The 19,208-nt window shown below is 66.8% G+C and carries 32 protein-coding genes; all 32 read right to left on the minus strand.

Features of this window, described 5'->3' with window-relative positions; translation table 11 throughout:
- Nucleotides 1-25: 25 nt before the first annotated feature.
- The 32 genes from rplQ to ACFYNL_RS32260 all read right to left on the minus strand — a co-directional run bounded on the left by rplQ (nucleotide 26) and on the right by ACFYNL_RS32260 (nucleotide 19,120).
- Nucleotides 26-529, minus strand: coding sequence for a 50S ribosomal protein L17 (rplQ, locus tag ACFYNL_RS32105; RefSeq protein WP_388809613.1), 504 nt, complete (start codon nucleotides 527-529; stop codon nucleotides 26-28).
- Nucleotides 530-708: 179 nt separating this feature from the next.
- On the minus strand, nucleotides 709-1,731 hold the full coding sequence (locus ACFYNL_RS32110; RefSeq protein WP_003966937.1) for a DNA-directed RNA polymerase subunit alpha: 1,023 nt from the start codon (nucleotides 1,729-1,731) through the stop codon (nucleotides 709-711).
- A gap of 152 nt (nucleotides 1,732-1,883) precedes the next feature.
- Nucleotides 1,884-2,288 (minus strand): 30S ribosomal protein S11, encoded by a 405-nt coding sequence (gene rpsK / locus ACFYNL_RS32115; RefSeq protein WP_003956432.1) that lies wholly within the window; start codon nucleotides 2,286-2,288, stop codon nucleotides 1,884-1,886.
- 65 nt (nucleotides 2,289-2,353) lie between these two features.
- A complete protein-coding gene (gene rpsM, locus ACFYNL_RS32120) occupies nucleotides 2,354-2,734 on the minus strand; it encodes a 30S ribosomal protein S13 (RefSeq protein WP_019753104.1) in 381 nt (126 codons plus the stop codon).
- 193 nt (nucleotides 2,735-2,927) lie between these two features.
- Complete coding sequence (rpmJ, locus tag ACFYNL_RS32125) at nucleotides 2,928-3,041, minus strand: 50S ribosomal protein L36 (protein WP_003998809.1); 114 nt, start codon at nucleotides 3,039-3,041, stop codon at nucleotides 2,928-2,930.
- Nucleotides 3,042-3,103: 62 nt separating this feature from the next.
- Nucleotides 3,104-3,325 carry a translation initiation factor IF-1 gene (gene infA, locus ACFYNL_RS32130; RefSeq protein WP_003948620.1) on the minus strand — a complete coding sequence of 74 codons (222 nt, stop codon included), beginning with the start codon at nucleotides 3,323-3,325 and terminating at the stop codon, nucleotides 3,104-3,106.
- Between the two features lie 233 nt (nucleotides 3,326-3,558).
- Nucleotides 3,559-4,395: a type I methionyl aminopeptidase gene (gene map, locus ACFYNL_RS32135; RefSeq protein WP_388809616.1), complete on the minus strand. Its 837-nt coding sequence runs from the start codon at nucleotides 4,393-4,395 to the stop codon at nucleotides 3,559-3,561.
- 164 nt (nucleotides 4,396-4,559) lie between these two features.
- Nucleotides 4,560-5,222 (minus strand): adenylate kinase, encoded by a 663-nt coding sequence (locus ACFYNL_RS32140; RefSeq protein WP_388809618.1) that lies wholly within the window; start codon nucleotides 5,220-5,222, stop codon nucleotides 4,560-4,562.
- The gene (gene secY, locus ACFYNL_RS32145; RefSeq protein ID WP_388809621.1) at nucleotides 5,222-6,535 is read right to left on the minus strand and encodes a preprotein translocase subunit SecY; all 1,314 of its coding nucleotides are present in this window, start codon (nucleotides 6,533-6,535) and stop codon (nucleotides 5,222-5,224) included. The genes ACFYNL_RS32140 and secY overlap by 1 nt, the downstream gene beginning before the upstream one ends.
- Nucleotides 6,536-6,780: 245 nt before the next feature.
- A complete protein-coding gene (gene rplO / locus ACFYNL_RS32150) occupies nucleotides 6,781-7,236 on the minus strand; it encodes a 50S ribosomal protein L15 (RefSeq protein ID WP_019753100.1) in 456 nt (151 codons plus the stop codon).
- Nucleotides 7,237-7,238: 2 nt separating this feature from the next.
- Entirely contained in the window at nucleotides 7,239-7,421 is a 183-nt protein-coding gene (gene rpmD, locus ACFYNL_RS32155) for a 50S ribosomal protein L30 (protein WP_003974250.1), read from the minus strand.
- 2 nt (nucleotides 7,422-7,423) lie between these two features.
- On the minus strand, nucleotides 7,424-8,029 hold the full coding sequence (rpsE, locus tag ACFYNL_RS32160) for a 30S ribosomal protein S5 (RefSeq protein WP_019753099.1): 606 nt from the start codon (nucleotides 8,027-8,029) through the stop codon (nucleotides 7,424-7,426).
- 36 nt (nucleotides 8,030-8,065) lie between these two features.
- Nucleotides 8,066-8,446 carry a 50S ribosomal protein L18 gene (gene rplR, locus ACFYNL_RS32165; protein WP_019753098.1) on the minus strand — a complete coding sequence of 127 codons (381 nt, stop codon included), beginning with the start codon at nucleotides 8,444-8,446 and terminating at the stop codon, nucleotides 8,066-8,068.
- Nucleotides 8,447-8,449: 3 nt separating this feature from the next.
- Entirely contained in the window at nucleotides 8,450-8,989 is a 540-nt protein-coding gene (gene rplF / locus ACFYNL_RS32170) for a 50S ribosomal protein L6 (RefSeq protein WP_019753097.1), read from the minus strand.
- Nucleotides 8,990-9,013: 24 nt separating this feature from the next.
- On the minus strand, nucleotides 9,014-9,412 hold the full coding sequence (gene rpsH, locus ACFYNL_RS32175; protein WP_015658459.1) for a 30S ribosomal protein S8: 399 nt from the start codon (nucleotides 9,410-9,412) through the stop codon (nucleotides 9,014-9,016).
- A gap of 212 nt (nucleotides 9,413-9,624) precedes the next feature.
- Nucleotides 9,625-9,810, minus strand: coding sequence for a type Z 30S ribosomal protein S14 (locus ACFYNL_RS32180; protein WP_003948630.1), 186 nt, complete (start codon nucleotides 9,808-9,810; stop codon nucleotides 9,625-9,627).
- Nucleotides 9,811-9,815: 5 nt separating this feature from the next.
- Nucleotides 9,816-10,373, minus strand: a complete 558-nt coding sequence (gene rplE, locus ACFYNL_RS32185) for a 50S ribosomal protein L5 (protein ID WP_019753095.1) — start codon at nucleotides 10,371-10,373, stop codon at nucleotides 9,816-9,818.
- Nucleotides 10,373-10,696: a 50S ribosomal protein L24 gene (gene rplX, locus ACFYNL_RS32190; protein ID WP_062151337.1), complete on the minus strand. Its 324-nt coding sequence runs from the start codon at nucleotides 10,694-10,696 to the stop codon at nucleotides 10,373-10,375. The genes rplE and rplX overlap by 1 nt, the downstream gene beginning before the upstream one ends.
- Before the next feature lie 2 nt (nucleotides 10,697-10,698).
- A complete protein-coding gene (gene rplN, locus ACFYNL_RS32195) occupies nucleotides 10,699-11,067 on the minus strand; it encodes a 50S ribosomal protein L14 (RefSeq protein ID WP_003998823.1) in 369 nt (122 codons plus the stop codon).
- A gap of 99 nt (nucleotides 11,068-11,166) precedes the next feature.
- Nucleotides 11,167-11,451, minus strand: a complete 285-nt coding sequence (rpsQ, locus tag ACFYNL_RS32200) for a 30S ribosomal protein S17 (RefSeq protein WP_018543912.1) — start codon at nucleotides 11,449-11,451, stop codon at nucleotides 11,167-11,169.
- Nucleotides 11,451-11,675, minus strand: coding sequence for a 50S ribosomal protein L29 (gene rpmC, locus ACFYNL_RS32205; RefSeq protein WP_108708260.1), 225 nt, complete (start codon nucleotides 11,673-11,675; stop codon nucleotides 11,451-11,453). Before rpmC ends, rpsQ begins: the two co-directional genes overlap by 1 nt.
- Nucleotides 11,675-12,094: a 50S ribosomal protein L16 gene (gene rplP / locus ACFYNL_RS32210; RefSeq protein ID WP_009190136.1), complete on the minus strand. Its 420-nt coding sequence runs from the start codon at nucleotides 12,092-12,094 to the stop codon at nucleotides 11,675-11,677. Before rplP ends, rpmC begins: the two co-directional genes overlap by 1 nt.
- A gap of 5 nt (nucleotides 12,095-12,099) precedes the next feature.
- Nucleotides 12,100-12,921 carry a 30S ribosomal protein S3 gene (rpsC, locus tag ACFYNL_RS32215; protein WP_003998826.1) on the minus strand — a complete coding sequence of 274 codons (822 nt, stop codon included), beginning with the start codon at nucleotides 12,919-12,921 and terminating at the stop codon, nucleotides 12,100-12,102.
- The gene (rplV, locus tag ACFYNL_RS32220; protein WP_388809630.1) at nucleotides 12,921-13,268 is read right to left on the minus strand and encodes a 50S ribosomal protein L22; all 348 of its coding nucleotides are present in this window, start codon (nucleotides 13,266-13,268) and stop codon (nucleotides 12,921-12,923) included. Before rplV ends, rpsC begins: the two co-directional genes overlap by 1 nt.
- A 43-nt stretch (nucleotides 13,269-13,311) precedes the next feature.
- Nucleotides 13,312-13,593, minus strand: coding sequence for a 30S ribosomal protein S19 (gene rpsS, locus ACFYNL_RS32225; RefSeq protein WP_003998828.1), 282 nt, complete (start codon nucleotides 13,591-13,593; stop codon nucleotides 13,312-13,314).
- Nucleotides 13,594-13,605: 12 nt separating this feature from the next.
- Nucleotides 13,606-14,442: a 50S ribosomal protein L2 gene (rplB, locus tag ACFYNL_RS32230; RefSeq protein WP_019753091.1), complete on the minus strand. Its 837-nt coding sequence runs from the start codon at nucleotides 14,440-14,442 to the stop codon at nucleotides 13,606-13,608.
- Between the two features lie 40 nt (nucleotides 14,443-14,482).
- Nucleotides 14,483-14,902, minus strand: coding sequence for a 50S ribosomal protein L23 (gene rplW, locus ACFYNL_RS32235; protein WP_019753090.1), 420 nt, complete (start codon nucleotides 14,900-14,902; stop codon nucleotides 14,483-14,485).
- Entirely contained in the window at nucleotides 14,902-15,558 is a 657-nt protein-coding gene (gene rplD / locus ACFYNL_RS32240; RefSeq protein WP_388809633.1) for a 50S ribosomal protein L4, read from the minus strand. Before rplD ends, rplW begins: the two co-directional genes overlap by 1 nt.
- Before the next feature lie 8 nt (nucleotides 15,559-15,566).
- A complete protein-coding gene (gene rplC, locus ACFYNL_RS32245) occupies nucleotides 15,567-16,211 on the minus strand; it encodes a 50S ribosomal protein L3 (protein WP_019753089.1) in 645 nt (214 codons plus the stop codon).
- A 17-nt stretch (nucleotides 16,212-16,228) separates the two neighbouring features.
- Nucleotides 16,229-16,537 (minus strand): 30S ribosomal protein S10, encoded by a 309-nt coding sequence (gene rpsJ / locus ACFYNL_RS32250; protein WP_003948644.1) that lies wholly within the window; start codon nucleotides 16,535-16,537, stop codon nucleotides 16,229-16,231.
- A gap of 604 nt (nucleotides 16,538-17,141) precedes the next feature.
- Nucleotides 17,142-17,627 carry an adenylyltransferase/cytidyltransferase family protein gene (locus ACFYNL_RS32255; protein ID WP_388809636.1) on the minus strand — a complete coding sequence of 162 codons (486 nt, stop codon included), beginning with the start codon at nucleotides 17,625-17,627 and terminating at the stop codon, nucleotides 17,142-17,144.
- On the minus strand, nucleotides 17,627-19,120 hold the full coding sequence (locus ACFYNL_RS32260; RefSeq protein WP_388809637.1) for a fibronectin type III domain-containing protein: 1,494 nt from the start codon (nucleotides 19,118-19,120) through the stop codon (nucleotides 17,627-17,629). The genes ACFYNL_RS32255 and ACFYNL_RS32260 overlap by 1 nt, the downstream gene beginning before the upstream one ends.
- Nucleotides 19,121-19,208 lie beyond the last annotated feature (88 nt).

A 19,208-nucleotide genomic window follows, 5' to 3' on the forward strand; every position in this document is an offset into this window, starting at 1 on the left:
CGAACGCACAGCCCCCGGCAGACGCTCAGGCGTCCTTGGACTCCTCGGCAGCCTCATCGGCCTGAGCCTCGTCGGCCTTGGTCGTGTCGACCTTGGCCTCGGCGACCTCGGCGTCCTTGGCGGCACGCTTGGTGGCGGCCTCGGCCTCACCGGTCGCCTCCTGCGCGACCGTCAGCGCCTCGACCAGCTCGATGACGGCCATGGGCGCGTTGTCGCCACGGCGGTTACCGACCTTGGTGATACGGGTGTAGCCACCCGGACGGTTCTCGTACCGCGGGCCGATCTCGGTGAAGAGCGTGTGGACGATGCTCTTGTCCGTGATGACCTGGAGCACCTGACGGCGGTTGTGAAGGTCACCCTTCTTCGCCTTGGTGATCAGACGCTCGGCGTACGGCCGCAGACGGCGGGCCTTCGCCTCGGTGGTGGTGATACGGCCGTGCTCGAACAGCGACTTCGCGAGGTTCGCGAGGAGCAGCTTCTCGTGCGCGGCGCTGCCGCCCAGACGGGCACCCTTGGTGGGCTTCGGCATGGTTCTTCTCCTGTGTGTCTGCCCCGGCCGTGTCAGGTACCGGGGTCAGTATCCGAGCGGGCGGTCGCCCGTCGGAGATCCGGGAGCAACCCGAAGGGGCGCTCCCGGAAGGGGCGCGGGGAACTGCGCGATCAAGCACAGCGCACCCGCACCCGAGTACGGGCCGTCGGCCCGAGCTCTCAGTACTGCTCGGTCTCGACGAACCCGGCGTCCGCGTCGTCGTCCGCGCCGAAGGCGTCGGCGGCGGCGGTCGGGTCGAATCCGGGCGGGCTGTCCTTCAGGGCCAGGCCCATGCCGGCCAGCTTCGCCTTGACCTCGTCGATCGACTTCGCACCGAAGTTGCGGATGTCGAGCAGGTCGGCCTCGGAACGGGCGACGAGCTCACCCACGGAGTGGATGCCCTCGCGCTTGAGGCAGTTGTACGACCGAACGGTGAGCTCCAGCTCCTCGATCGGCAGCGCCAGATCGGCGGCGAGCGCGGCGTCCGTCGGGGACGGACCCATGTCGATGCCCTCGGCGTCGATGTTGAGCTCACGGGCCAGCCCGAACAGCTCGACCAGCGTCTTACCGGCCGACGCCATGGCGTCACGCGGACGCATGGCCTGCTTGGTCTCGACGTCGACGATCAGCTTGTCGAAGTCGGTGCGCTGCTCGACACGCGTGGCCTCGACCTTGTACGTGACCTTCAGAACCGGCGAGTAGATGGAGTCGACCGGGATACGGCCGATCTCCTGGCCCACCTGCTTGTTCTGCACGGCGGAGACGTAACCGCGGCCACGCTCGACCGTGAGCTCCATCTCCAGCTTGCCCTTGCCGTTGAGCGTGGCGAGGACCAGGTCGGGGTTGTGCACCTCGACACCGGCCGGGGGCGCGATGTCGGCGGCGGTGACCAGACCCGGACCCTGCTTGCGCAGGTACATCACCACGGGCTCGTCGTGCTCGGACGACACGACCAGCTGCTTGATGTTGAGGATCAGGTCGGTGACGTCCTCCTTGACGCCCGGCACGGTGGTGAACTCGTGCAGGACACCGTCGATGCGGATGGACGTGACCGCCGCACCCGGGATCGACGACAGGAGGGTCCGGCGCAGGGAGTTGCCGAGGGTGTAACCGAAGCCCGGCTCCAGCGGCTCGATCACGAACCGGGAGCGGAACTCGTCGACGACCTCTTCGGTCAACGAGGGACGCTGAGCGATCAGCATGTGTGGATCAGATCCTTCTTTCGTGGACGCCCGCTATTTGACGCCCGACGGAAACCGCACCCATGACGAGTACGGGTACTGCAAGGGTACGGGCGATACGGCCCCTGTACGGAGCCGTACCGCCCGAAAACCCGAGACCTACCGGCCGTGCGTCAGACGCGACGGCGCTTCGGCGGACGGCAGCCGTTGTGCGGGGTCGGGGTGACGTCCTGGATGGAGCCGACCTCGAGACCGGTCGCCTGGAGCGAACGGATCGCGGTCTCACGACCCGAACCCGGACCCTTCACGAACACGTCGACCTTGCGCATGCCGTGCTCCTGGGCGCGGCGGGCAGCCGACTCGGCGGCCATCTGCGCGGCGAACGGCGTGGACTTCCGGGAGCCCTTGAAGCCGACGTGGCCGGCGGAGGCCCAGGAGATCACGTTGCCGGACGGGTCCGTGATGGAGACGATCGTGTTGTTGAACGTGCTCTTGATGTGCGCGTGGCCGTGAGCGACGTTCTTCTTTTCCTTGCGGCGCACCTTCTTGGCAGCGCCCTGACGTCCCTTGGGGGGCATCTACTAACTCCTACGGGAGGTGGTCGGTCCTACAGCGAAGACCGTGGACAGGTGTCCGCTGCGGACTACTTCTTGCCCGGCTTCTTCTTGCCGGCGATGGCGCGACGCGGGCCCTTGCGGGTACGAGCGTTGGTGCTGGTGCGCTGACCGCGGACGGGCAGACCGCGACGGTGACGCAGACCCTGGTAGCAGCCGATCTCGACCTTGCGGCGGATGTCGGCCTGGATCTCACGACGGAGGTCACCCTCGGTCCTGATGTTGTTGTCGACGTACTCGCGGATCGCGACGAGCTGCTCCTCGGAGAGGTCGCGAACGCGGGTGTTCGGGTCGACGCCGGTGGCGGCCAGCGTCTGCTGCGAAAGGGTCCGGCCGATGCCGAACACGTAGGTGAGGGCGACCTCCACGCGCTTGTCGCGCGGGATGTCAACACCGGAAACGCGTGCCATTCAATGGCTCCTGGTGATCTTCGGAGGTCTTCCGCAGAACCGACTCCCAGCCGCCGTACCAGGTACGAACTGGGTCCCCGGCCTCCGAGCCGGGGGTGTCAGACGATCGCTCGCCTGGGTCCTGCGTATGAACATATTCAGCTCGCGTCGCGCGAAACTCTGCGATAGCGGTGCAGAGGGGGTTGGTCGTGCGTCAGCCCTGGCGCTGCTTGTGGCGCGGGTTCTCGCAGATGACCATGACCCGACCGTGACGGCGGATCACCCTGCACTTGTCGCAGATCTTCTTGACGCTCGGCTTGACCTTCATGGGATGTGAGGTTCTCCGGGTCAGTTGCCGGCGGCCCCGCTCGCGCGGGACGTGGGCAAGATCTACTTGTACCGGTAGACGATCCGGCCACGCGTCAGGTCGTACGGAGACAGCTCCACCACGACCCGGTCGTCAGGGAGGATGCGGATGTAGTGCATACGCATCTTGCCGCTGATGTGTGCCAGGACCTGGTGGCCGTTCTGGAGCTCGACCTTGAACATGGCGTTCGGCAGAGACTCGACGACAGTGCCCTCGATCTCGATGGCACCTTGCTTCTTGGCCACGCTTCGCCCTTCGAATCGACTACCTTGATCGACTCCCTTGCGTTTCCCTTACGGGCGCATGCGGACATGCGGGTGCACGAGAGCCGACGAGTCAGTCTACGTCAGCGCACCCGGAAAGACGAATCGGGGAAGTCTGCCCCACGCCGGAGATCATTAAGCGAGGGGGTCGGAAGCGGGCGCGATGCCGTACCCCGCGAGCCCGGCCGTGCCCCGTGCGCGCCCCGGCCCCGCGGTCAGGCCAGCGGGTCCGGCGCCGCCGTCACCCCGTACTCCGCCAGCTTGGCCTTGCCCCCGTCCGGGGCGGTCAGGACCAGGGGGCCCTGCTCCGTCAGCGCGACCGAGTGCTCCCAGTGGGAGGACCAGGTGCCGTCCGTGGTGATGACGGTCCAGTCGTCCTCAAGGACCTCGGTCCTCGGCGTGCCCAGGGACACCATCGGCTCGATCGCCAGGCAGAAGCCCGGGACCAGCTTCGGACCCTTCCCCCGCCGGCGGTCGACGTAGTTCAGCAGGTGCGGGTCCATGTGCATCTCGGTGCCGATGCCGTGGCCGCCGTAGTCCTCGATGATCCCGTAGCGGCCGCCGCCCGGCTTGGGCTGACGGCGGATGTAGGTCTCGATCGCCCGCGAGACGTCGACGAGCCGGTTGCCCTGCTTCATGGCCGCGATGCCGGCCCACATCGACTCCTCGGTCACCCGGGAGAGTTCGACCAGCTCCGGGGCGTGACCGGAACCGACGAAGGCGGTGTACGCGGCGTCGCCGTGCCAGCCGTCGATGATCGCGCCGCAGTCGATGGAGATGAGGTCGCCGTCCTTGAGGACGACATCCTCGGACGGGATGCCGTGCACCACGACGTCGTTCACGGAGGTGCAGATGGTCGCCGGGAAGCCGCCGTAACCCAGGAAGTTCGACTTGGCCCCGTGCTCCGCGAGCACCTTGCGGGCGACCTCGTCCAGATCCTTGGTGCTGGCCCCTGGAACCGCGGCCTCGCGCGTGGCCGCGTGAATGGCGGCGACGACCAGCCCTGCCTCACGCATCTTGGCGATCTGCTCGGGGGTCTTGATCTGCACCATGATGGGAACGCGCCTCCTGGCCACTGGTATCGCGGCACACCAGGATACGCGTAGCACAGACGTGCGCCGAAGCGGCGGAGGTGTCCGCCGGGGACGGCACAGCCGAAGGAGCCCCCGTCGTCCCTGGTGGGCGACGGGGGCTCCTGGTGAGCTGTCGAACGCTGCTACCTGCCGGCCTCATCACGCTGCAGCGCCTCCATGGCGCGAGCCGTGACCTCCTCGACCTTGCCGAGCGCGGAGATGGTCACGACCAGCCCCTGCGCCTTGTAGTAGTCGATGATCGGCTCGGTCTGCGTGTGGTAGACCTCGAGCCGCTTGCGGACCGTCTCCTCCGAGTCGTCGTCCCGCTGGTACAGCTCGCCGCCGCAGGCGTCGCAGACGCCCTCCTGCTTCGGCCGGCTGTACGTGACATGGAAGACGTGGCTGGAGTCCTTGCGACAGATCCGCCGCCCGGCGATGCGCTTGACGACCTCTTCCTCGGGGACCTCGAGGTCGAGCACCGCGTCCAGCTTCATGCTCTCGGACTGGAGCATCTCGTCGAGCGCCTCGGCCTGGGAGACGTTGCGCGGGAAGCCGTCCAGCAGGAAGCCGCCCTCGGCGTCCGGCTGCTCCATACGGTCCTTGGCCATCCCGATGGTGACCTCGTCCGGCACCAGGTTGCCCGCGTCCATGTAGGACTTCGCGAGCTTCCCCAGTTCGGTCTGCCGGCTGATGTTGGCGCGGAACAGGTCGCCCGTGGAGATGTGCGGGATCGACAGGTTCTTGGCCAGGAACGCGGCCTGCGTTCCCTTCCCGGCACCCGGCGGCCCGACGAGGACGATTCGCATCAGCGGAGGAACCCTTCGTAATTGCGCTGCTGGAGCTGGCTCTCGATCTGCTTCACCGTCTCAAGACCCACACCCACGATGATCAGGATGCTGGTCCCGCCGAACGGGAAGTTTTGGTCTGCCCCGAAACCAGCCAACGCCGTCGTCGGCACGAGAGCGATCAGACCCAAGTACAGCGAGCCCGGCCAAGTGATCCGGTTGAGCACGTAGGAGAGGTACTCAGCGGTCGGTCGGCCAGCCCGGATGCCCGGGATGAAGCCACCATACTTCTTCATGTTGTCCGCGACTTCCTCGGGGTTGAACGAGATGGCCACGTAGAAGAAGGCGAAGAAAATGATCAGGAAGAAGTACAGGACCATGTGCATCGGAGCGGACGGCTGCGCGAGGTTCTTCTCGATCCAGATCTTCCATCCGGAGTTTCCTCCGGCGAACTGCGCGATCAATGCCGGGATGTAGAGCAGCGACGAGGCAAAGATCACAGGGATGATGCCCGCCTGGTTGACCTTCAGCGGGATGTACGTCGACGTACCGCCGTAGGACCGGCGGCCGATCATGCGCTTCGCGTACTGGACCGGAATACGGCGCTGAGCCTGCTCGACGAAGACCACCAGGCCGATCACGACAAGGCCCACGGCGATGACGGTGGCGAACTCGATCCAGCCGCCGGCCAGGGAGCCCTGCTCCTTGATGGCCCACAGCGCGGACGGGAAGGTCGCCGCGATCGAGATGAACATCAGGATCGACATGCCGTTGCCGATGCCGCGGTCGGTGATGAGCTCACCGAGCCACATCACGGTGGCCGTGCCCGCGGTCATGGTGATGACCATCACGATGGTGGTGAAGATCGAACGGTCCGGCACGATCTGACCGGCCACCTGGCAGTTCGGGAAGAGCGAGCCGCTGCGGGCCGTGGCCACCAGGCCGGTGCCCTGCAGGATCGCGAGCGCCACGGTCAGGTACCGGGTGTACTGAGTGATCTTCGCCGTACCGGCCTGCCCCTCCTTCTTGAGGGCTTCCAGACGCGGGATCACGACGGTCAGCAGCTGAAGGATGATGCTCGCCGTGATGTACGGCATGATGCCGAGCGCGAAGATCGTGATCTGAAGCAGAGCGCCGCCGCTGAACATGTTGACCAGACCGAAAAGGCCCGTGTTGGTGCTCGCCTGGTCGATGCAGACCTGGACGGCCCTGTAGTCGACGCCGGGGATCGGGACATGCGTACCGACCCGGTAGATCACGATGATGCCGAGCGTGAAGAGCAGCTTCTTGCGCAGGTCGGGCGTCTTGAACGCCCGGGCGAACGCGGTGAGCACGGTGCCTCCTGCGACCCCCGCGCTACTGCGTCAAGGGTGACGGTCTTGAGGTTCGACTAATAGGAACGACTTAGCTAACGGTCAACTGCCGCTCAGAGTGCCCCACACGACGCACTCCGTAAAAGTGGGCAGTGCAGGCCACCTTACCGGCGAGACTGCCGCCCTTGGAACGACCAACCGGGGATACCCCATTTGTGGGGTATCCCCGGTCGGGATCGCTCAAGTCATCGAGACGCCTGATGGGTTCAGACGAGCTCGGTGACGCTACCGCCGGCGGCGGTGATCTTCTCCTTGGCGGAGCCGGAGACGGCGTCGACCGTCACCTGCAGCGCCACGGAGATCTCGCCCTGGCCGAGGACCTTGACGAGGCTGTTCTTGCGAACGGCACCCTTGGCGACCAGACCCTCGACGGTGACCTCGCCACCCTCGGGGTACAGCGCCGCCAGCTTGTCGAGGTTCACGACCTGGTACTCGGTCTTGAACGGGTTCTTGAAGCCCTTCAGCTTCGGGAGACGCATGTGGAGGGGCATCTGGCCACCCTCGAAGCGCTCCGGAACCTGGTAACGGGCCTTCGTACCCTTGGTACCACGACCGGCCGTCTTACCCTTCGACGCCTCACCACGACCGACACGGGTCTTGGCGGTCTTGGCGCCCGGGGCGGGACGGAGGTTGTGGATCTTGAGCGGGTTCTGCTCCGCCATGATCAGTCGACCTCCTCGACCGTCACGAGGTGGCGGACGGTGTGCACCATGCCGCGGAACTCGGGGCGGTCCTCCTTGACGACCTGCGTGTTGATGCCCTTGAGACCAAGGGAGCGCAGGGTGTCACGGTGGTTCTGCTTGCTGCCGATGTAGGACTTGACCTGCGTGATCTTGAGCTGCGCCATGATTACGCACCCGCCCCGGCACGCGCACGGAGAAGGGCCGCGGGAGCGACGTCCTCGAGCGGCAGACCACGGCGGGCCGCGATCTCCTCGGGACGCTGCAGGCCCTTCAGGGCCTCCACGGTCGCGTGCACGATGTTGATCGCGTTGTCGGAGCCGAGCGACTTCGACAGCACGTCGTGAATACCGGCGCACTCGAGCACGGCACGCACGGGACCACCGGCGATAACACCGGTACCCGGCGAAGCCGGCTTGAGGAGAACGACGCCGGCAGCCTTCTCACCCTGGATGGGGTGCGGGATGGTGCCCTGGATACGGGGGACCTTGAAGAAGTGCTTCTTGGCCTCCTCAACGCCCTTGGCGATGGCGGCCGGCACCTCCTTGGCCTTGCCGTAACCGACACCCACGGTGCCGTCACCGTCGCCCACCACGACCAGCGCGGTGAAGCTGAAGCGACGACCACCCTTCACAACCTTGGCGACGCGGTTGATCGCGACGACGCGCTCAACGTACGCGGTCTTCTCGGCGGCAGCAGCGCCGCCGTCACGGCCCTTCCGGTCCCGCCGCTCGCCGCCACCGGCACCGCTTCCGCGGCGCTGGGGTCCAGCCATTGGATTACCTCTCTCTTTCCGCTAGCTACAAGCGGCTCAGAACTTGAGCCCGGCTTCGCGGGCGGCGTCCGCCAGGGCGGCGATGCGCCCGGCGTACTGGTTGCCACCACGGTCGAACACGACGGCCTCGACACCGGCGGCCTTGGCACGCTCGGCGACCAGGGCGCCGACCTTCTTGGCCTGCGAGGACTTGTCCTCGGCACCGCGGATCGACGCGTCCAGAGACGACGCCGACGCCAGGGTGTGACCCTTCAGGTCGTCGATCACCTGCGCCACGATGTGGCGGTTGGAGCGGGTCACGACCAGACGGGGACGCTCCGCCGTACCGTTGATCCGCTTGCGGATCCGGATGTGACGGCGCTTGATCGCGGCGCGCTTGTAGGCGTCGCCCTTGAGGATCTTCTGCCCGTATGCCATGGCTTACTTACCCGCCTTTCCGACCTTGCGGCGGATGACTTCGCCCTCGTACTTGACGCCCTTGGCCTTGTACGGGTCGGGCTTGCGCAGCTTGCGGATGTTGGCCGCAACCTCGCCGACCTTCTGCTTGTCGATGCCCTCGACCTGGAAGCGGGTCGGGGACTCCACCTTGAAGGTGATGCCCTCGGGCGCCTCGACCGTGATCGGGTGGCTGTAGCCGAGCGCGAACTCGAGGTTCGAGCCCTTGGCCGTCACGCGGTAACCGACACCGCTGATCTCGAGCTTCTTCACGTAACCCTGGGTCACGCCGGTGATCATGTTCGCCACCAGCGTGCGGGACAGGCCGTGCAGGGCCTTGTTCTGACGCTCGTCGTTGGGGCGGGTGACGTTCAGAACGCCGTCCTCACCCTTGGCGATGTCGATCGGCGCGGCAACGGTGTGGGTCAGGCTGCCCTTGGGGCCCTTGACCGAAACCGTACGGCCGTCGATGGTGACGTCCACGCCGGCGGGAACCGTGATGGGGAGCTTGCCAATACGCGACATAGCTGTTTCCTCCGTTCCCTTCCGTTACCAGACGTAGGCGAGGACTTCCCCACCCACGCCCTTCTTGCCGGCCTGCTTGTCGGTGAGGAGCCCGTGCGACGTGGAGATGATCGCCACGCCGAGGCCGCCGAGCACCTTCGGCAGGTTGGTGGACTTCGCGTAAACCCGCAGACCGGGCTTGGAGATCCGCTTGATGCCCGCGATGGAGCGCTCACGGTTGGGGCCGAACTTCAGCTCCAGGACGAGGTTCTTGCCGACCTCGGCGTCCTCGACCTTCCAGCCCGTGATGAAGCCCTCCTGCTGGAGGATCTCCGCGATGTGCGACTTGATCTTCGAGTGCGGCATCGCCACGGTGTCGTGGTACGCCGAGTTCGCGTTCCGCAGACGCGTGAGCATGTCTGCGATCGGATCAGTCATGGTCATGAATTGGCCTTCGGCCTCTCTCGCCGGGGTTTCCTGGTGCGCCATCCCTCTCCCCGATCCGAGACGGGACGGGTGCGGCGCGGTGGACCTACGGCGTAGTAAGTCGTACGGGCGCGACAGGCGCCCAACCCCACAAGCCTAAGCCATGCGGGAGTGGGCCCCTGTCCACCCAGATGCTTACCGAGAGCTTCCGGAATCCCTGAAAGAGGGGATTACCAGGAGCTCTTGGTCACGCCCGGCAGCTCGCCACGGTGAGCCATCTCACGAAGGCACACGCGGCACAGGCCGAACTTGCGGTACACGGAGTGCGGGCGGCCACAGCGCTGGCAGCGGGTGTAGCCACGCACACCGAACTTGGGCTTGCGAGCAGCCTTAGCGATCAGAGCCTTCTTCGCCATCTCGCTCACGCCTCCTTGAAGGGGAAGCCGAGGTGACGAAGGAGCGCGCGGCCCTCAGCGTCGTTGGTCGCCGTGGTGACCACGGTGATGTCCATACCCCGGACGCGGTCGATCTTGTCCTGGTCGATCTCGTGGAACATGACCTGCTCGGTGAGACCGAAGGTGTAGTTGCCACGGCCGTCGAACTGCTTGGGGGACAGACCACGGAAGTCGCGGATGCGCGGCAGCGCGAGCGACAGGGTGCGGTCCAGGAACTCCCACATGCGGTCGCCACGGAGCGTGACGTGGGCACCGATCGGCTGGCCCTCACGCAGCTTGAACTGCGCGATGGACTTGCGGGCCTTGGTGACGGCCGGCTTCTGACCGGTGATCGTGGTGAGGTCGCGGATCGCGCCCTCGATCAGCTTCGAGTCACGGGCGGCGTCGCCGACACCCATGTTGACCACGATCTTGACGAGGCCGGGAACCTGCATGACGTTCTCGTACTTGAACTCGTCACGCAGCTTGCCCGCGATCTCCTCGCGGTACTTCTGCTTCAGACGCGGAGTGGTGGTGGTAGCCATCAGATGTCCTCACCCGTCCGCTTGGCAACGCGGATCTTGTTGCCCTCTTCGTCGAAGCGGTAGCCGACACGCGTGACGACCTTGTTGCCGTCCTTCTCAACGACCAGCTGGACGTTGGAGACGTGGATCGGCGCCTCGGTGGTCACGATGCCGCCGGCCTGCGAGCCCTTGGCGGTCGGACCGGCCTTGGTGTGCTTCTTGACCCGGTTGACACCCTCGACCAGGACGCGCTCGTCGCGCGGGTAAGCGGCAATGACCTTGCCCTGCTTGCCCTTGTCCTTGCCGGTGATGACCTGGACCAGGTCGCCCTTCTTGATCTTCATGCTTACAGCACCTCCGGCGCGAGCGAGATGATCTTCATGAACTTCTTCTCGCGCAGCTCACGGCCGACCGGGCCGAAGATGCGGGTGCCGCGAGGGTCGCCGTCGTTCTTCAGAATGACGGCGGCGTTCTCGTCGAAGCGGATGTACGAGCCGTCCGGACGGCGGCGCTCCTTGACGGTGCGAACGATGACCGCCTTGACGACGTCACCCTTCTTCACGTTGCCACCGGGGATCGCGTCCTTGACGGTGGCGACGATGACGTCACCGATGCCCGCGTAGCGGCGACCGGAGCCACCGAGCACACGGATGCAAAGGATCTCCTTCGCACCAGTGTTGTCGGCGACACGCAGTCGCGACTCCTGCTGGATCACGTCTATCTCCTGTTTGTCTGCCGGTTCCCCGGGTGGGTGTGCGCGTGACACACCCACCCGGAGCCTGGCGGAACTGTCCTGCGGGATACCCCGCAGGAATTACTTGGCCTTCTCGAGGATCTCGACGACGCGCCAGCGCTTCGTCGCGGACAGCGGCCGGGTCTCCATGAGGAGGACGCGGTCGCCGACACCCGCGGCGTTCTGCTCGTCGTGCGCCTTGAGCTTGTTGGTACGGCGGATGACCTTGCCGTACAGCGCGTGCTTCACACGGTCCTCGACGGCGACGACGACGGTCTTGTCCATCTTGTCGCTGACGACGAGACCCTCACGGGTCTTGCGGAAACCGCGCGCCTCTGCGTTCTCAGTCACGTTCTTCTCGCTCATCAGGCGTTCTCCACCGTTTCGATGCCCAGCTCACGCTCGCGCATCAGGGTGTAGATCCGCGCGATGTCCTTGCGGACCGCCTTGAGACGGCCGTGGTTCTCGAGCTGACCGGTCGCCGCCTGGAAGCGGAGGTTGAACAGCTCTTCCTTGGCCTCGCTGAGCTTCGCCAGAAGCTCCTCGTTGCCCAGTTCGCGCAGCTCGGACGCCTTGGTACCGGCCGACATCACGCTTCACCTGCCTCGCGCTTGACGATCCGGCACTTCATCGGCAGCTTGTGGGCGGCGCGAGTCAGAGCCTCACGGGCGATCTTCTCGTTGGGGTACGACAGCTCGAACATCACGCGTCCGGGCTTGACGTTGGCGATCCACCACTCCGGCGAACCCTTACCGGAACCCATGCGGGTCTCGGCGGGCTTCTTGGTGAGCGGACGGTCCGGGTAGATGTTGATCCAGACCTTGCCACCACGCTTGATGTGACGCGTCATGGCGATACGAGCGGCCTCGATCTGACGGTTCGTCACGTACGCCGGGGTGAGCGCCTGGATGCCGTACTCGCCGAACGCAACCTGCGTCCCACCCTTGGACATACCGTTGCGCTTCGGGTGGTGCTGCTTGCGGTGCTTGACCCTACGGGGGATCAGCATGTCGGTCAGGCCTCCGTTCCGGTGCTCTCAGCCGGAGCGGACGCGGGAGCCTCGGCCTTGGGGGCCTCGGCGCCGGCAGCCTGCTGCGGCTTGCGACCGCGCCGCTCGCCACCACGGCCACCACGGGCCGGGCGGTCGGCACCGCCACGGGCCGGGCGGTTACCCGCACGGGCCGCAGCGTTCTCGGCGCGGACCTCGGCGATGTTCTTGACGTCGCCCTTGTAGATCCAGACCTTCACACCGATGCGGCCGAAGGTCGTCTTGGCCTCGAAGAAGCCGTAGTCCACGTTCGCGCGGAGCGTGTGCAGGGGCACGCGGCCCTCGCGGTAGAACTCCGAGCGGGACATCTCGGCGCCACCGAGGCGGCCACCGCACTGGATCTTGATGCCCTTGGCGCCGGCCTTCATCGCCGACTGCATGCTCTTACGCATGGCGCGGCGGAAGGAGACGCGGGAGGAGAGCTGCTCGGCGACGGCCTGGGCCACCAGCTGAGCGTCCGTCTCCGGGTTCTTGACCTCGAGGATGTTCAGCTGGACCTGCTTGCCGGTCAGCTTCTCCAGGTCACCGCGGATGCGGTCGGCCTCGGCGCCACGGCGGCCGATGACGATGCCCGGACGCGCGGTGTGGATGTCCACGCGGACACGGTCACGGGTGCGCTCGATCTCCACCTTCGAGATACCGGCGCGCTCCATGCCGGACGTCATCATCCGACGGATGGCGACGTCTTCCTTGACGTAGTCCTTGTACAGCTTGTCGGCGTACCAACGCGACTTGAAGTCGGTCGTGACACCGAGCCGGAACCCGTGCGGGTTTACCTTCTGGCCCATTACCGGGTTCCTTCCTTGCTGGCGACGACCACGGTGATGTGGCTGGTCCGCTTGCGGATCCGGTAGGCACGGCCCTGGGCACGCGGACGGAACCGCTTCAGGGTCGGGCCTTCGTCGACGTACGCCTCGCTGATGTACAGCGAGGAGGCGTCCGGGTGGTCGTAGTTGTGCGCGGCGTTGGCGATGGCGCTGTCGAGCACCTTGCCGACCGGCACAGAGGCAGCCTGCGGAGCGAATCGCAGGACCGCCTGGGCCTCCGTGGCGTCCATGCCACGGATGAGGTCCACCACACGGCGGGCCTTCATGGGCGTGACGCGGATGTACCGCGCCTGGGCCCTGGCTTCCATGGTTGTCCCTTCAGTTACTTACGTGTCTGAATGCGATCCGCTACTAGCGGCGCTTCGACTTCCGGTCTTCCTTGACGTGGCCCCGGAAGGTGCGCGTCGGCGAGAACTCGCCGAGCTTGTGGCCGACCATCGACTCGGTGACGAACACCGGGATGTGGGTCTTGCCGTTGTGCACCGCGAGCGTGTGGCCGAGCATGGCCGGCACGATCATGGAGCGACGGGACCAGGTCTTGATGACGTTCTTGGTGCCGGCTTCGTTCTGGGCTTCCACCTTCTTGATCAGGTGGTCGTCGACGAAGGGCCCCTTCTTGAGACTGCGCGGCATCTAAACCCGCTCCTAGCGCTTCTTGTTCGTCTTGCGGCGGCGGACGATGTACTTGTTGCTCGCCTTCTTGGGAGCACGAGTACGACCTTCCTTCTGACCCCACGGGGAGACCGGGTGGCGACCACCGGAGGTCTTGCCCTCACCACCACCGTGCGGGTGGTCAACCGGGTTCATCGCCACACCGCGAACGGTCGGGCGGACGCCCAGCCAGCGCTTGCGGCCGGCCTTACCCCAGTTGATGTTGCTCTGCTCGGCGTTGCCGACCTCGCCGACGGTGGCGCGGCAGCGCACGTCGACCAGGCGGATCTCACCGGAGGGCATGCGCAGGTGGGCCATCTGGCCCTCCTTCGCGAGCAGCTGCACGGAGGCACCGGCGGAGCGGGCGAACTTGGCACCGCCGCCCGGACGAAGCTCCACGGAGTGGATCGTCGTACCGACCGGGATGTTGCGCAGCGCCAGGTTGTTGCCGGGCTTGATGTCGGCCGCGGGGCCGTTCTCGATCCGGTCACCCTGGTTGAGGCCCTTGGGGGCCAGGATGTAGCGCTTCTCGCCGTCCGCGTAGTGCAGGAGCGCGATGCGCGCGGTGCGGTTCGGGTCGTACTCGATGTGCGCGACCTTCGCCGGCACGCCGTCCTTGTCGTGACGACGGAAGTCGATCACGCGGTAGGCGCGCTTGTGGCCACCACCCTGGTGGCGGACGGTCACACGACCGGAGTTGTTACGGCCACCCTTGCTGTGCAGGGGGCGGACCAACGACTTCTCCGGCGTGGACCGCGTGACCTCGACGAAGTCGGCGACGCTGGAACCACGACGGCCCGGCGTAGTCGGCTTGTACTTGCGGATTCCCATTTCTCAGTCCTCGTCCGATATCGGACGATCCGGACCGCCCTCAGGCGGTCGGACCGCCGAAGATGTCGATACGGTCGCCCTCGGCGAGGGTCACGATCGCGCGCTTGGTGGCGGCGCGCTGGCCGAAGCCCGTGCGGGTCCGCTTGCGCTTGCCCTGGCGGTTGATCGTGTTGACCCCGGTGACCTTGACCGAGAAGACCGCCTGGACGGCCTGCTTGATCTGGGTCTTGTTGGCGTTCGGGTCGACGATGAACGTGTACTTGTTCTCGTCCAGGAGCGCGTAGCTCTTCTCCGACACGACCGGCTTCAGCAGCACGTCACGGGGGTCCGTGTACGCCTTGCTGGGCGCGGTGACGACGGTGTTCTTGCCCTCGGCGGCGTGGCGACGCGCCTTGGCGACGCGAGCGGCCTTGGCCTTCTTCGCGGCCTTCGAGGCAATGGCGGGGTGACGGATAGCCATCAGGCCTCGCTCCCTTCGGTGTCATTGGCCTTCGGGCCGGACACGAAGGACTCGAAGGCGGCCTGGGTGAAGACCACGTCGTCGGAGACGAGAACGTCGTACGTGTTCAGCTGGCCCGGCTCCAGGATGTGGACCTGGGGCAGGTTGCGGGCGGACAGCCACGCGGCCTCGTCGGCGCGCTCGACGACCAGGAGCAGGTTCTTGCGCTCCGAGATCTTGCCGAACAGGCTCTTCGCGGCCTTCGTGGACGGGTTGTCGCCCTCGATCACGCCAGAGACGACGTGGATGCGGTTGTTGCGGGCCCGGTCGGTGAGGGCGTGGCGCAGGGCCGCGGCCTTCATCTTCTTCGGGGTCCGCTGCGAGTAGTCACGCGGCACGGGACCGTGCACGACGCCACCACCGGCGAACTGCGGCGCGCGGGTCGAACCCTGACGGGCGCGACCGGTGCCCTTCTGGCGGTACGGCTTCTTGCCACCACCGCGGACCTCGCCACGCGTCTTGGTCTTGTGCGTGCCCTGGCGGGCAGCGGCCAGCTGTGCGACGACGACCTGGTGAAGCAGCGGAACGCTGATCTTCTCTACGCCGAAGATCTCCGCGGGGAGCTCGACGGAACCGGCCTTGTCGCCCGCCGGCGAAAGGATGTCAACAGTGCTCATCGGTTACCTCAGGCCCCCTTGGCCGCGGTGCGGACCAGGACGAGGCCGCCGTTCGGACCGGGAACCGCGCCCTTGATGAGCAGCAGACCCTTCTCCGCGTCAACGGCGTGGACGGTCAGGTTCTGGGTGGTGACCCGCTCGTTGCCCATGCGACCCGCCATGCGGAGGCCCTTGAACACACGGCCCGGGGTGGCGCAGCCACCGATGGAACCGGGCGAGCGGTGCTTGCGCTGGGTGCCGTGACCGGCGCCGAGGCCACCGAAGTTGTGGCGCTTCATGACACCGGCGAAGCCCTTGCCCTTGCTCTTGCCGGTGACGTCGACCTTCACGCCGGCCTCGAACACCTCGGCGGTGACTTCCTGGCCGAGCGTGTACTCGGAGGCGTCCGCGGTGCGGATCTCGACGAGGTGACGACGGGGGGTGACGTCGGCCTTCGCGAAGTGGCCCTTGAGGGGCTTGTTCACCTTGCGCGGGTCGATCTCGCCGAAGGCGAGCTGGACGGACTCGTAGCCGTCGACGTCGTTGGTACGCACCTGGGTGACGACGTTGGGGCCGGCCTTGACGACGGTGACCGGAACAACACGGTTGTTCTCGTCCCACACCTGCGTCATGCCGAGCTTCTCGCCCAGGATGCCCTTGATCTGCTTAGCCATTCTCAGATCACCGACCCTCAGAGCTTGATCTCGATGTCGACACCGGCCGGGAGGTCGAGTCGCATCAGAGAGTCAACGGTCTTGGGCGTCGGGTCGAGGATGTCGATCAGGCGCTTGTGCGTGCGCATCTCGAAGTGCTCGCGCGAGTCCTTGTACTTGTGCGGCGACTTGATGACGCAGTACACGTTCTTCTCAGTGGGCAGCGGCACCGGGCCCGCGACCGACGCACCAGTGCGGGTCACCGTCTCGACGATCTTCTTCGCCGAGGAGTCGATGACCTCGTGGTCGTAGGCCTTGAGCCGGATGCGGATCTTCTGTCCCGCCATGGCTACTCAGTAGTCCTGTCTCTCTTACGCTCTGGAACCCGGTGTTCCCTGCCCTCTCCTCCGACCCACGCGGTCGGGCGTGTCGCGCTCCCGCTGACACAGATGTCCCTTGTTCGAACATCCCTGCGTGGGAACACGGCCCTTCCGGAACCGCAAGCCGGGAGCTGAGAGGCCCACCGGGTGCCTGGTCGGTGCCGCGCATACGCTTCCCGGAAGATTCCCGTACGTCCGCCCCAGCGCTGCCTAGTGGCAGTTAGGGCGACGAGTACTGTGGGACTCGCTTCCAGTCCTCCCGGCGGGAGGCGCGCAGCATCAACACTCGACCGAGCAACTCGGACAGTCTGCCATATGGGGACGGGGCTCCGCCAATCGAGCCGGAGAGAATACCCCGAGGGTGATGTAGGTCAAACCCGGGCGCCCGCTCGCGGGGCCGACCGGGTTCCCCGCCCCTGCCGCCGGGTCACGGCGGGAGGCGCGCCGCTCCGCACCGGGATGTTCACCAGCCGTGCTCGCGCCGTCGGCCACCGGTGGGCCGCGAGGCGGGTCCCCGCAGCCTCGGGGCCGGGCCCGTGAGCCGGCCGGCGCCGGTCTCACGGGCCTCCCGTCAGCTCTCCGCTCCTCCTGGGCGGGGTCCCGTGAGCTGCCCCGGGAGCGGCTCGGCCGGGTGCTCGGGGACGAGGAGTCGGAGCGCGTCGCGCAGCAGCGTGCTGGAGGTGTGCACGGTGTAGGGGAAGTAGACGACCTCCACGCCCACCTTCGCGAACCGGTCCTCGAGAGACGTCCAGACCTCGGTGCCGAGCCAGTCGTCGCCCTTGAAGATGACGTCGAACCCGACCTGCTTCCAGATCTCGATCTTGTCCTCCACGGTCGCGACGAAGGTCTCGTCGACGTAGCGCACACTGCGGACGATCTGGAGTCGCTCGGAGAGGGGGACGACGGGCGGTCTGCCTTTCATCCGCACCACGAGGTCGTCGGAGCAGACACCGGCGACGAGCCGGTCGCAGTGCTCCCGGGCCCGGCGCAGGATGTTCAGATGGCCCACGTGGAAGAGGTCGAAGACCCCGGGTGCGTAACCGAGGCGTTCCCCCATCAGCGGTCGCCCTTGGTCCGTGCGGTGGTGGCCGCGGTGACCACGAGCGCGCTCGACATGGGCGAGGCGTTCTCACCGTCGGTGACGGCGATCCGGTAGCGGTGGCTGGAGCCGGGGGTGACGGTGTCCGTGTACGTCATCAGGGGGCGGCGCCACTCCGCGGACCGCCGCGTCGGCGTGGCCACGAGCCTGCCGTCCCGGTAGATGAGGTACTTCAGCCTCGCGTCGTCCCGGTCCCATGCGGCACGCCAGGTGAGCGTGATCCGGCCGGCGCCCGAGGACGAGGCCCGCAGCCGTGGCGGGTCCTGCGGGGCGCCCCGGTCGGGTCCGGCCGCGAAGCGGGTCAGGCTCTGCTGCCGTCTGCCGTTGACCGTGGTGAACTCGCCGCCGGCCCAGAGGACTCCCCCGGCCATCTCCAGCGCCCGGGGGCCGTTGCCCTCGCCGAGCCCTCCGTCCGTGTCGGGGAACCAGTGCAGGATGCGTCGGTTTTTGACCGACTGGGCCAGGAAGTGCTGGCGGAAGTTGCCCTCGGTGAAACCTCCGGGGGTGTCCCTGCAGTCGTGGGCGTGGGATCCGCTGTAGAGGACGCCGTTGTGCAGGGCGAGGGCCTGGGTGGCGCCCAGGCAGGTGTCCTTCCACACCATCTTTCCGCTGCCGAGTCGGCCGGCGATGCGGCCGTCGAAGATGCCTGTTCCGCTGCCCTCGGCGGCGACGTAGAAGTTGGTCGCGTCGCGTGTCAGTGCCTTCACCGCCGACCTCGCCGGCAGCCAGTCCGGGTAGGAGGTCACCGTCTTGCCGGTGGCCGGATGCAGGGCGACGAGCTTGAACTCGAACTCGTCGTTGACCTCCAGGAAGTCGCCGCCGACGATGATCTTGCCGAATCGGGGCGCGGCGCTGAGGGCCCGTACCGGAGCGTCGATCCTCGCTTTGAACGGCAGCAGTGAGCCGTTGGGAGTGAGCGCCGCGATGCGCTGCCTCCTCTTGCCGTTGACGCTCGTGAAGTCGCCCCCGAGATAGACCGCGCCATCCGTGACGTCGATGGCCCGGACGTACGACGACACGTCCGGGCGGAACTCCTTGCGCAGCGAGCAGTCGGCCGTGTCGAGCGCGGCCGCGCCGAACGCCTCGGCATGGCCGGCCCTGCCGAACGAGCCACCGATGTACAGCACCTTGCCGTCCTGCGACGCCTTCAGCGCCCGTACGGTGTCGCCGGCGCCGGAGAAGGACGGGTCGCACGGCAGCAGTCGGCCGGTTCTGGCGTCGAACGCGGCGAAGTTCTTGCGTGCGACCTCCTGCTGGCCGGATCCGGCGCCCGGGGGGCGGACGTTGTCGAAGGTTCCGCCGACGTACACGACGCCGCCCGCGTACTCGATCGACCAGACGATGCCGTCGGTCTGCCAGGTCGCCAACGTGTCGGCGGTCAGGGTCCTTTCGTCACCGTCGGCTGCCGAGGCCGAGGCGGTGATGAGCGAGGCAGCCGCGAGGAGCGCCACGGCCGAAGCCGTGGTAGCCCCTCTTTTCGTGCTTTTTCTCAGGCGCATGGGACATCCCGGGTTGCAGCAAGTACGGGTGGGAGAAGGG

The organism is Streptomyces sp. NPDC007808 (assembly GCF_042868655.1).
Lineage (GTDB): Bacteria > Actinomycetota > Actinomycetes > Streptomycetales > Streptomycetaceae > Streptomyces.

Excerpts from the sequence above, each read along its gene's own strand:
- rplQ (WP_388809613.1), bottom strand. The coding sequence starts at position 529 with ATGCCGAAGCCCACCAAGGGTGCCCGTCTGGGCGGCAGCGCCGCGCAC.
- ACFYNL_RS32110 (WP_003966937.1), bottom strand. The coding sequence starts at position 1,731 with ATGCTGATCGCTCAGCGTCCCTCGTTGACCGAAGAGGTCGTCGACGAG.
- rpsK (WP_003956432.1), bottom strand. The coding sequence starts at position 2,288 with ATGCCCCCCAAGGGACGTCAGGGCGCTGCCAAGAAGGTGCGCCGCAAG.
- rpsM (WP_019753104.1), bottom strand. The coding sequence starts at position 2,734 with ATGGCACGCGTTTCCGGTGTTGACATCCCGCGCGACAAGCGCGTGGAG.
- rpmJ (WP_003998809.1), bottom strand. The coding sequence starts at position 3,041 with ATGAAGGTCAAGCCGAGCGTCAAGAAGATCTGCGACAAGTGCAGGGTG.
- map (WP_388809616.1), bottom strand. The coding sequence starts at position 4,395 with ATGGTGCAGATCAAGACCCCCGAGCAGATCGCCAAGATGCGTGAGGCA.
- ACFYNL_RS32140 (WP_388809618.1), bottom strand. The coding sequence starts at position 5,222 with ATGCGAATCGTCCTCGTCGGGCCGCCGGGTGCCGGGAAGGGAACGCAG.
- rplO (WP_019753100.1), bottom strand. The coding sequence starts at position 7,236 with ATGGCGGAGCAGAACCCGCTCAAGATCCACAACCTCCGTCCCGCCCCG.
- rpmD (WP_003974250.1), bottom strand. The coding sequence starts at position 7,421 with ATGGCGCAGCTCAAGATCACGCAGGTCAAGTCCTACATCGGCAGCAAG.
- rpsE (WP_019753099.1), bottom strand. The coding sequence starts at position 8,029 with ATGGCTGGACCCCAGCGCCGCGGAAGCGGTGCCGGTGGCGGCGAGCGG.
- rplR (WP_019753098.1), bottom strand. The coding sequence starts at position 8,446 with ATGGCATACGGGCAGAAGATCCTCAAGGGCGACGCCTACAAGCGCGCC.
- rplF (WP_019753097.1), bottom strand. The coding sequence starts at position 8,989 with ATGTCGCGTATTGGCAAGCTCCCCATCACGGTTCCCGCCGGCGTGGAC.
- rpsH (WP_015658459.1), bottom strand. The coding sequence starts at position 9,412 with ATGACCATGACTGATCCGATCGCAGACATGCTCACGCGTCTGCGGAAC.
- ACFYNL_RS32180 (WP_003948630.1), bottom strand. The coding sequence starts at position 9,810 with ATGGCGAAGAAGGCTCTGATCGCTAAGGCTGCTCGCAAGCCCAAGTTC.
- rplE (WP_019753095.1), bottom strand. The coding sequence starts at position 10,373 with ATGGCTACCACCACCACTCCGCGTCTGAAGCAGAAGTACCGCGAGGAG.
- rplX (WP_062151337.1), bottom strand. The coding sequence starts at position 10,696 with ATGAAGATCAAGAAGGGCGACCTGGTCCAGGTCATCACCGGCAAGGAC.
- rpsQ (WP_018543912.1), bottom strand. The coding sequence starts at position 11,451 with ATGAGCGAGAAGAACGTGACTGAGAACGCAGAGGCGCGCGGTTTCCGC.
- rpmC (WP_108708260.1), bottom strand. The coding sequence starts at position 11,675 with ATGTCGGCCGGTACCAAGGCGTCCGAGCTGCGCGAACTGGGCAACGAG.
- rplP (WP_009190136.1), bottom strand. The coding sequence starts at position 12,094 with ATGCTGATCCCCCGTAGGGTCAAGCACCGCAAGCAGCACCACCCGAAG.
- rpsC (WP_003998826.1), bottom strand. The coding sequence starts at position 12,921 with ATGGGCCAGAAGGTAAACCCGCACGGGTTCCGGCTCGGTGTCACGACC.
- rplV (WP_388809630.1), bottom strand. The coding sequence starts at position 13,268 with ATGGAAGCCAGGGCCCAGGCGCGGTACATCCGCGTCACGCCCATGAAG.
- rpsS (WP_003998828.1), bottom strand. The coding sequence starts at position 13,593 with ATGCCGCGCAGTCTCAAGAAGGGGCCCTTCGTCGACGACCACCTGATC.
- rplB (WP_019753091.1), bottom strand. The coding sequence starts at position 14,442 with ATGGGAATCCGCAAGTACAAGCCGACTACGCCGGGCCGTCGTGGTTCC.
- rplW (WP_019753090.1), bottom strand. The coding sequence starts at position 14,902 with ATGGCTATCCGTCACCCCGCCATTGCCTCGAAGGCCGCGAAGAAGGCC.
- rplD (WP_388809633.1), bottom strand. The coding sequence starts at position 15,558 with ATGAGCACTGTTGACATCCTTTCGCCGGCGGGCGACAAGGCCGGTTCC.
- rplC (WP_019753089.1), bottom strand. The coding sequence starts at position 16,211 with ATGGCTAAGCAGATCAAGGGCATCCTGGGCGAGAAGCTCGGCATGACG.
- rpsJ (WP_003948644.1), bottom strand. The coding sequence starts at position 16,537 with ATGGCGGGACAGAAGATCCGCATCCGGCTCAAGGCCTACGACCACGAG.
- ACFYNL_RS32255 (WP_388809636.1), bottom strand. The coding sequence starts at position 17,627 with ATGGGGGAACGCCTCGGTTACGCACCCGGGGTCTTCGACCTCTTCCAC.